Origin of the sequence: Alkalibacillus salilacus (assembly GCF_030812915.1) — a bacterium.
GTDB lineage: Bacteria > Bacillota > Bacilli > Bacillales > Alkalibacillaceae > Alkalibacillus > Alkalibacillus salilacus.
Genome location: NZ_JAUSTQ010000014.1, coordinates 45634 through 53385, shown reverse-complemented (window position 1 = coordinate 53385; position 7752 = coordinate 45634). Strand labels below are relative to the sequence as shown.

The following is a 7752-nucleotide window of genomic DNA, read 5'->3' as shown; positions in this document are numbered from 1 at the left end:
GCCATCCCCACCTCATCGCGATAACACATAAATAATCAATGACAAGAGTTGAATTTCATTGCCATGTATTTTACACATAATTATGGACTTGACTCCATCGGGGTGGTATTCAAACTAAACTCGATGATATCGCACTTAGTCATCATGATATTTTTAACAGATTCGATTGGAACACCTAGACTAAATATATATTTTCATGTGTCACAGTGGTTATGTACTAGACTCGATGGTATTTCACTAGGTGTCGATGATATTGTACTCCAACTCGATGGTATTCTTGTTGAACTCGATGATACTGTACCTCAACTAGATGGAAACCGAACAATCAGGATGATATTCTACTCAAACTAGATGATATCTCCACAAAACTCGTTGGTAACACATCTTATCAAGTACGAGAGCGTACTTTTTCAATAGTATCCTGCCGGTAGATTGCCAGTTAAACAAGAAAAAGCCCTGCAAATGCAGGGCTTTCTCTTCCATTATTTGAATTGTGGATTAACGGGTTCTCCGTTTTCGAGTAGTCGGAAGTGGACTTTTGTCACGTCTTCATCAGAATAAACGTTGGATCCTGATTGTCCAATGACATCACCTTGGCTTACGTCAGCGCCTTCTTCTACTGAGACTTCTGAAAGACTTGCGTAGAATGTTGAGCGTTCTTCGTCGTGTTCAATCTCAATTGTTTGGCCGAGAAGTTCATCCTCTTCAACTGAGACGACGGTTCCGCTCAGAGCTGAAATAACGTCGAATGATTCATTGTTTTGAGATGTAATGTCAACGCCTTGGCTTTGGTAATACTGATTATTGTAAAAAATGAGCGCGTCTTCTTGTTCTTCTGCTGAAGCTTCTGTGTCGTAGAATGGTGTCATGATTTCTGCATCGTCACCAAGTAACACTGGCATGACAATATCTTCGGATTCTGCTACGACTGGTTCTGCCGTTTCATCGTCACCTTGTGCTTCCTGATTTTCTAAATCGTTTTGCTCGACACTCCAGTTGAACTCATCGTCTCGTTCAGCTTCGTCATTTCCGACAAATTGAAACGTGAGTACACCTGCTAAAACAACCGCGACGAGCGTGACGTACAAGGTCGGGTAAAACCAGCGTTGACGTGTGAGTTTCTTCCACTTCGACTCACGGAACATGTTTCTTTCCTTCATTTTCATCACCTCAGCAACCATTCTGACCGGAAAAGGTGATGAATATACCTGTTAAATGAAAAATTTTCTATTTTGTGGCGACAAATGTTTGTAACGGTTCAACAGAAACACCCTGATAGTAATGATGAACAATTTCTTTATAGGTGGAGCCTTCTTTTGCCATCCCGTTCGCACCGTATTGACTCATGCCAACACCGTGGCCGTATCCATTTGTTTTAAAGATGATATGCTCAGCTGTTGTTTCAACTTCAAAGTCGTTTGATCGTAAACCTAGTTGTTCTCGCACTTCACGACCTGAAAATGTTTCGTCATTAATCGTTACGGTATCCACTCGACCACTTTCTGTACGAGTGAGATCCGATATATTTACCATGGATTCTTGTAAACCTAAATTTTGAGCAACTTCGGCGTAAGTAAATATAGCTTGATCATTAAACACAGGTGAAGCTTCATCCCATGGACTTGAAACACTCTTTAAATAGGGAATTTCATTTTGCCAGTAATCTTCGGCATTTTCGGTAAAGCCATTGCTCGTCGAAAAGAAAGCAGCAGTAATGGGTTCGCCGTCATAAGTGATAATTTCGCCTTCTGTTGCTTGAACGGCTGATTCTATTTTTTGCATGTGGTCTGAGTAATCGACGCCCCACATGTCGCGTAATTCATTTTCAGAATGGAAGACTTGATCATCGACTGTATCTTTAACATGAAAAGCTTGGTCGGATTCAGTATGTGCCATTTTATTGGCAATATAAGTCCTCGCAGCTAGCGCTTGAGCTTTCAAAGCTTCCATTTCGAACTCAGCAGGAATTTCTGAAGCCACCACTTGTGTTACATATTGATCAAGTGGTAACTCATCGATTTGTTCTGATTCGGTACGTTTAATTTTGACAGTAACGCTTTCTCCGTTGGCTTGTGTTTGTTCATTAGTGTCGTTTGACGGCGGTGCGGCTTCGGTCGGCGTATCATGAAAAGGTAACACAATCATCGTCGGAATCATTACAATGACAGCAACTAGGATCATAGCAATCATCATGCTTTGTTTTTGCAACCATATAACCTCCTTTAATTACGGGCTCTATCATTAGCCTATTCAATTACGGAAGTTACTAGAACATAAAAAAAAGAAGGACTCACGTGAGCCCCTCTTTAATCAACCGAATAAATTATAATAGATTAGTTCGACTGTACCATAGAATCTTCACTCATAACGAATGGATCATTTACTCGCTCAATGTCAGCACCTAATCCTTGTAGTTTTTCAACGAATTCAACATAACCACGGTCAAGATGTTGAAGTTCAGTCACCGTCGTATGACCGTCTGCAATTAATCCAGCAAGTATAAGAGATGCTGCTGCACGAAGGTCCGTAGCTGAAACTTCGGCTCCTTGTAATTGGGTTGGGCCATCCACAATCGCGCTACGTCCTTCAATTTTTGCATTGCCACTCATTCGTCTAAATTCATCAACATGCATGAAACGATTTTCGAAGACTGTTTCTGAAATAACACTCGTACCATGCGCACGCATTGTTAACGTCATGAGTTGTGCTTGCAAATCTGTTGGAAAGCCTGGATAAGGCAATGTCTTAATATCAATTGGTTTTAATAAATCCGTACCGATCACACGTACTGAGTTATCAAACTCTTCAATTTGAACGCCCATTTCTTTCATTTTCGCAATTAAAGAACGTAAATGAGCTGGAATCGCGCCTTCAACGATGATATCGCCATTTGTAATAGCACCAGCAACCATAAAGGTACCTGCTTCAATACGGTCAGGAATGATGTTGTGTGTTACGCCTTTTAACGTTTCAACACCTTCAATCTTAATCGTCTCTGTACCTGCACCAATCACTTTACCGCCCATTTTATTAATGAAATTAGCGAGATCTACAATTTCTGGTTCGCGTGCACAGTTTTCCATGACAGTCGTTCCTTCAGCTAAGGCTGCTGCCATCATAAGATTTTCTGTAGCACCGACGCTTGGAAAATCTAAATAAATACGAGCGCCTTGCAAGCGATCTGATGCGAATGCTTCCACATAACCATTGCCAACTTCAACCTTAGCACCCATTGCTTCAAGGCCTTTTAAGTGTTGGTCAATCGGTCGAGAACCAATCGCGCAACCACCAGGCATTGCGACTTTTGCATGCCCGTAACGTGCTAGTAAAGGTCCTAAAACAAGGACTGAAGCCCGCATCTTTCTAACATATTCAAACGGTGTAACCGTCTTAAGTTCTTGTTCAGCATCAATATATAATGTACGATCATCACGTTTTACATCAACGTCCATGTATCGTAAAACTTCACCAATTGTATCTACATCCGCTAAAGGGGGAACATCTTCAAGTACTGTTTTCCCTTCACTTGCCATTATACTTGCTGTAATTACAGGTAATACTGCGTTTTTAGCACCTTCTACTTTAACTGTGCCATTTAAACGATTACCTCCAGATACGATGATTTTATCCAATATCTTTCCCTCCGTGTCGATAGTCCGTATATTATTTAATATTCAATTACGAGGATTGGTGTGCCGATTGTGACTGTATTTTTTCGGTCGCCCTCTTCGCGAATTGCTAACTGAATATTAATATGCTCTTGTTCATGTGGAATACGTTGTTGTAAGTTAGGCGAGTATCCACTGATCACACTCAATAATTCTTCTTCTATTTGCGTTTTTAAATCTACTTCAAAATCTTCTATAACTTTTTCTAAAAACAAATTCTTATCGATTTTACTATCAAATGTTGATTGAAAGAAAGTGAAATGAGTCCCATTTTCAAGAAATTTTGATAAATTTCTTGATTCCAACAATTGTTGTACATCTTCATGAATTTCTTGATTCCATTTTGATGTATTGACTTGATAGATTAATTGACTTCGGTTAGGTGTTATCTCAACTACGGATAACGATTCGTCAATTATAGAACGTTTATGGTGGTCATTACCCTGGATTTGAGCATTTAAGACATTTTTATACGAATCTAGTTCTTTTTCACTAGAAACCAACTTCATTGTTAAGCCAAAAGTTGTTTCGTCAGCTTCCCAACTTGTTACATAGTTTGATAGATTTGATACATCAAGTTGAGCTTCAGAATAACCTTCCGTTGGCGTTGTCATTAATACAAATGTCAGCAATACTAAAATAAATCGCATGGACAATTCCCCCTTTTATCTTAAGGGTTGTCCATGCTGCTCCTTTTTAAACGTTAATATTATAGTAAATATGGTAAACGTTGTGACCAATTAATGAAGTCTAAAAAGAAGTTGCTAACTGTAGTACCTAATGCGATTGATAATAAAATCCATAATAATTTGCTTTCGATTTCCTTGTTCTTTTTAAATAATGCTTGGATATTGATCGCTTCAAGTGCTTTCCAAGCGAATATGATAAAAATAATGTGTGAAGTGATGCCAATTAACGCATCTATACCTTGCTCCATTAACATTATAACACCTCTTCAAGTTTTTTCGTAGGTAATATTCGACATTTCTATGTATTTCCCGGGAAATTTCAATCGAGTATTCCTATTAAATAGCATACAATGTCATATTTTCTCATATTTTGATGCGTTTGGCTAGTGTTGTGGATCGTTCTATTTAAAATGAACACACGGCTGTTATTGAACATTTTGCTCACCTTATTTACCAGTTCAACTCGATTGTTAAATAATCCTATAAGATTGTTAGACAATCCCACTAGTTTGTTAAACATTCTTATTAGATTGTTTAACATTACATATAAACTGTTTAACAATTCGTCCGGATTGTTAAACAGTTTCACTGATGTACGGGTATAAAAAAGATCTGACCATCTGGGTCAGATCTTTTTTATTGATCGGCGATGTCTATTCGGTTAATCGCACGGTTAAGCGCTAGTTTCGCACGGTTGAAGTCAACTTCATCTGATTTAGTTACGTTTAATCGTTGTTCTGCACGTTGTTTGGCAGATTTAGCACGATCAACATCAATTTCAGAAGGTTTTTCAGCCGCTTGCGCTAAGATCGTCACTTTATCAGGGCGGACTTCTAAGAAGCCTCCGCTCACTGCTACAAGGTCAGTATTGCCTTCTTTTTTTAGTCGAACTGCACTAATGGTTAGAGGAGCAACTAATGGAATGTGACCTGGTAAAATACCAAGCTCGCCACTTTCTGCTCTAACACTTACCATATCATATGAATCTTCTAGTACAGGGCCGTCAGGAGTGACAACACTCACAGTTAGTGTTTTCAATCTTACCCCTCCTTGGGCTCGAATTAAGCGGCAACTAAATGCCGCTTAAAGTCCCATTATTGTTCCATGTTGTTTGCTTTTTCGACAACGTCTTCAATACGTCCAACTAAACGGAACGCATCTTCTGGTAAGTCGTCATATTTACCGTCAAGGATTTCTTGGAATCCTTTAACTGTTTCTTCAACTGGTACATAAGAACCTGGTTGACCTGTAAACTGCTCGGCAACGTGGAAGTTCTGTGATAAGAAGAACTGAATACGACGTGCACGAGATACGACTTGTTTGTCTTCATCAGAAAGCTCATCCATACCTAGGATAGCGATGATATCTTGTAGTTCTTTATAACGTTGTAGTGTCTTTTGCACTTCACGCGCTACGTTATAATGTTCTTCACCAACAATATTCGGGTCAAGCGCACGTGATGTTGAAGAAAGTGGATCCACCGCTGGGTAGATACCTTGCTCTGTCAACTTACGCTCTAAGTTTGTTGTCGCGTCTAAGTGTGCGAAAGTTGTTGCTGGTGCTGGGTCTGTATAGTCGTCGGCTGGAACGTATACAGCTTGGATCGATGTGATCGAACCAGTCTTCGTTGATGTAATTCGCTCCTGCAACTGACCCATCTCTGTTGATAGAGTTGGCTGATAACCAACGGCTGATGGCATACGGCCAAGTAATGCTGATACTTCTGTACCCGCCTGTGTAAAACGGAAAATGTTGTCGATGAATAGTAGAACGTCTTGTCCTTGTTCATCACGGAAGTATTCAGCCATTGTTAGACCTGTAAGTGCTACACGCATACGTGCTCCAGGTGGTTCGTTCATCTGACCAAAAACCATGGCTGTCTGCTTGATAACACCTGAGTCACTCATTTCATAGTAAAGGTCGTTACCTTCACGTGTACGTTCACCAACTCCGGCGAAAACTGAAATACCACTGTGCTCTTGGGCGATGTTGTTGATTAATTCCTGGATTAGGACGGTTTTACCTACTCCGGCACCACCGAATAGACCAACTTTACCACCCTTAATATAAGGAGCAAGTAAGTCTACAACTTTAATACCTGTTTCAAGAATTTGTGTCTCCGTCGCTAACTCATCAAATGATGGTGCTTGACGGTGAATGGAATCATGACGGTTTTCTTTAGAAACAGGCTCTTCTAAGTCAATGTGTTCACCTGTTACGTTAAACACACGACCTAGTGTCGCTTCACCTACAGGTACGCTAATTGCTGAACCTGTGTTCTCAACTGCAGTACCACGAACTAAACCATCTGTTGAGTCCATTGCAATTGTACGAACTGCATCATCACCAAGGTGTAGGGCTACTTCTAATGTTAAATCTTTTTCGCCTTCACCTTTGACGATTAGGGCGTTATAAATTTCAGGTAGTTCACCGTTATCGAACTTAACGTCGACGACCGGGCCTAGTACCTGTGTTATACGTCCGTTACTCATCCTTTTCCCTCCTAACTGCTCATATACAAAAACGATCTATTCTTGTGCTGCTGCACCACTAACAATTTCTGAGATTTCTTGTGTGATGGCTGCTTGTCTTGCACGGTTATAGGATAACGTGAGTTCATCAATGATCTCTTCTGCGTTATCAGTTGCATTACGCATAGCGGTCATCCGAGACGCGTGCTCACTTGCCTTACCATCTAATAAGGCGCCATACACAAGGCTTTCAGCATATTGTGGCAATAAGACTTCTAATATTTGTTCTTGATCTGGTTCATACTCGTACATGCTCGTCTGTGACTCACCAGCTTCGATATCAGTCAATGGCAATACTTTCGTTTCTGTTACCTCTTGACTAATCGCACTAATGAAGTGGTTATAGATTAAGTTCAACTCATCTATTTCTTCATCAGCGAATAGACCCACGGCATAATTCGCAATTTCTTTGATCTCTGCGAATGTCGGTTGATCTGGTAAGCCTGTGACTTCGTGTGCGATTGGATGATCAAGTTTTCTACAAAAATCACGCGCAACTTTACCAATTGGAATAATCGTGTATTCGTCTTTTGACTGATGGCGCTCTTGAATCGCTTCATTCAGTTTACGTAATACGTTTGTGTTATATGGTCCAGCTAAACCACGGTCTGAAGCAATCACAATATAACCCGTTTTCTTAATCGGTCTTGAGGTTAACATGGGATGGCTGACTTCAATATTACCTGAAGCAATGCTTGAGACGACTTCCTGAATTTTTTCCATGTATGGAACGAAATTTTTCGCATTTTCTTCAGCTTTTCTTAACTTAGAAGTTGAAACCATTTCCATTGCTTGGGTAATTTGCTTCGTTTTCTTGGTTGAGCCTATGCGTGTTTTTATTTCTCGTAACGATGCCACAACGTC

General features: G+C 40.2%; 8 protein-coding genes. All 8 read right to left on the bottom strand.

The window, feature by feature from the left end; translation table 11 throughout:
• Positions 1 to 482: 482 nt before the first annotated feature.
• Positions 483 to 1160, bottom strand: coding sequence for a M23 family metallopeptidase (locus J2S77_RS12930; protein WP_306977996.1), 678 nt, complete (start codon positions 1158 to 1160; stop codon positions 483 to 485).
• Positions 1161 to 1227: 67 nt separating this feature from the next.
• A complete protein-coding gene (gene spoIID, locus J2S77_RS12925) occupies positions 1228 to 2208 on the bottom strand; it encodes a stage II sporulation protein D (protein ID WP_306977994.1) in 981 nt (326 codons plus the stop codon).
• Positions 2209 to 2333: 125 nt separating this feature from the next.
• Entirely contained in the window at positions 2334 to 3632 is a 1299-nt protein-coding gene (gene murA / locus J2S77_RS12920; RefSeq protein WP_306977992.1) for a UDP-N-acetylglucosamine 1-carboxyvinyltransferase, read from the bottom strand.
• A gap of 35 nt (positions 3633 to 3667) precedes the next feature.
• Complete coding sequence (locus J2S77_RS12915; protein ID WP_306977990.1) at positions 3668 to 4318, bottom strand: YwmB family TATA-box binding protein; 651 nt, start codon at positions 4316 to 4318, stop codon at positions 3668 to 3670.
• 59 nt (positions 4319 to 4377) lie between these two features.
• Positions 4378 to 4611 (bottom strand): DUF1146 family protein, encoded by a 234-nt coding sequence (locus J2S77_RS12910; protein WP_370871848.1) that lies wholly within the window; start codon positions 4609 to 4611, stop codon positions 4378 to 4380.
• A gap of 382 nt (positions 4612 to 4993) precedes the next feature.
• A complete protein-coding gene (locus J2S77_RS12905) occupies positions 4994 to 5395 on the bottom strand; it encodes a F0F1 ATP synthase subunit epsilon (protein WP_306977988.1) in 402 nt (133 codons plus the stop codon).
• Positions 5396 to 5451: 56 nt separating this feature from the next.
• Entirely contained in the window at positions 5452 to 6849 is a 1398-nt protein-coding gene (gene atpD / locus J2S77_RS12900; protein WP_306977986.1) for a F0F1 ATP synthase subunit beta, read from the bottom strand.
• Between the two features lie 36 nt (positions 6850 to 6885).
• Positions 6886 to 7746 carry an ATP synthase F1 subunit gamma gene (atpG, locus tag J2S77_RS12895; protein ID WP_306977984.1) on the bottom strand — a complete coding sequence of 287 codons (861 nt, stop codon included), beginning with the start codon at positions 7744 to 7746 and terminating at the stop codon, positions 6886 to 6888.
• Positions 7747 to 7752: the final 6 nt, after the last annotated feature.

Excerpts from the sequence above, each read along its gene's own strand:
- J2S77_RS12930 (WP_306977996.1), bottom strand. The coding sequence starts at position 1,160 with ATGAAGGAAAGAAACATGTTCCGTGAGTCGAAGTGGAAGAAACTCACA.
- J2S77_RS12915 (WP_306977990.1), bottom strand. The coding sequence starts at position 4,318 with ATGCGATTTATTTTAGTATTGCTGACATTTGTATTAATGACAACGCCA.
- J2S77_RS12910 (WP_370871848.1), bottom strand. The coding sequence starts at position 4,611 with ATGTTAATGGAGCAAGGTATAGATGCGTTAATTGGCATCACTTCACAC.
- atpD (WP_306977986.1), bottom strand. The coding sequence starts at position 6,849 with ATGAGTAACGGACGTATAACACAGGTACTAGGCCCGGTCGTCGACGTT.